The organism is Sporomusa malonica, assembly GCF_900176355.1.
GTDB lineage: Bacteria > Bacillota > Negativicutes > Sporomusales > Sporomusaceae > Sporomusa > Sporomusa malonica.
In genome coordinates, this window is the sequence record NZ_FWXI01000063.1 from 1 (window position 1) to 1,250 (window position 1,250).

Here is a 1,250-nt window from a genome sequence, read left to right on the forward strand (position 1 = left end):
TCGCTCTTGGTTCTTTTCGGTCGCTGCCGCCAGGAGTCTTGACGAGTCGGCTGGCTGTGGTGTTAGATGTCCGGGTAGCGCAGGACGTTTGCCTGTGCGTTCGCCAATCATGAGCTGCTTCACTTTCCATGGCGTATGTCCTTGGTATTCGACGGTAAGTTCGCTGATGTCTGCGGGGTCATATACTACGTCAACCGTACAGCCGATGAATGAAAGCCCCACCTCATACTTTTGACCCGCGAAGCTGATGCAGCCAGCCTTGTCCACTTTACGCTCTTCGCAGTGCAGAAAGGCGTTGGTAACAACAGCCGGATCGAGAAAGCGCAGCGGTTTCTTGTCACTCTGGTAGGCGGTTTGAGGACTTGTCTTTTCCCCCAGAGCAGAATGAGGCTTGTTCTGGTAGCACTCGTCAAGCCATACCCAAAATAGAATGTTGAGCTTGTCCAATGTTTGCGGTTTATCCAGCGCCGCCTCGGCAAGAAAGCTGTCCACCACTCGGTTAAAGCGTTCCACTTTGCCAGTGGCTTCTGGAGAATAGGGCTTGGCGAACAATAAGCGGATTCCTAGTTTAGAGCAGGCCCGTGTCATCCACTTCGTACGGTATTGTTTTCCGTTGTCGAAATAAACGGATTCCGGTGTACCGTATTTGGCGATGGCCTGGCGAAAACAATCCTCGATAATGACCTGATCGAGTGTCGGATAAAACTCTCCGTGCAAAACGAACCGGGTAGCATCGTCGATGAACGTCACCAGATACACTTGTTTCTTCACACCGCCCGGCCCGATGGGCAGGTACGGTCCATACTTAATATCGGAATGCCACAGTCGGTTCCGGCACTTTTGCTGAAATCGGCGCGACGCCACACCGGAGTCCGCATACATCCGCATCTGGCGCGTACTGTAGCCACGTTCTGCCAGCTTCTCCTGCAACGTGCTTCGCTTGATTTGACCTGGCTCAACTCGACCTTCCCATTCGAGAATCTGAATGATTTGTGAAACACTGCGCCCCGGTACTTCACGGCGGAGGAGAATGGCCTGTTCGAGAATTTCGGGGGCGATCGTCTCTTGGTTATTGGTTGAACACTTGCCTTTGGGCTTTAATCCACTGAAACCATCGGCTTGATACTGCGCCAGATAGCGACGCAAGGTACGTTCGGATATTCCTGTCTGCTCGCAAATCCGCGACTTGATTTGCCTAGCCTTTGCGGCATCAAGCCCCTCTGCTAGTAATGGCGACAACAGTTGAACCC

The 1,250-nt window shown here is 52.8% G+C and carries 1 protein-coding gene; it reads right to left on the reverse strand.

The genetic code is table 11. The annotated features are described in order from the left end of the window. Window positions 1-1,250, reverse strand: a 1,250-nt coding sequence (locus B9A22_RS24825; protein WP_139796402.1) for a DDE-type integrase/transposase/recombinase, incomplete at both ends; no start/stop codon positions are given.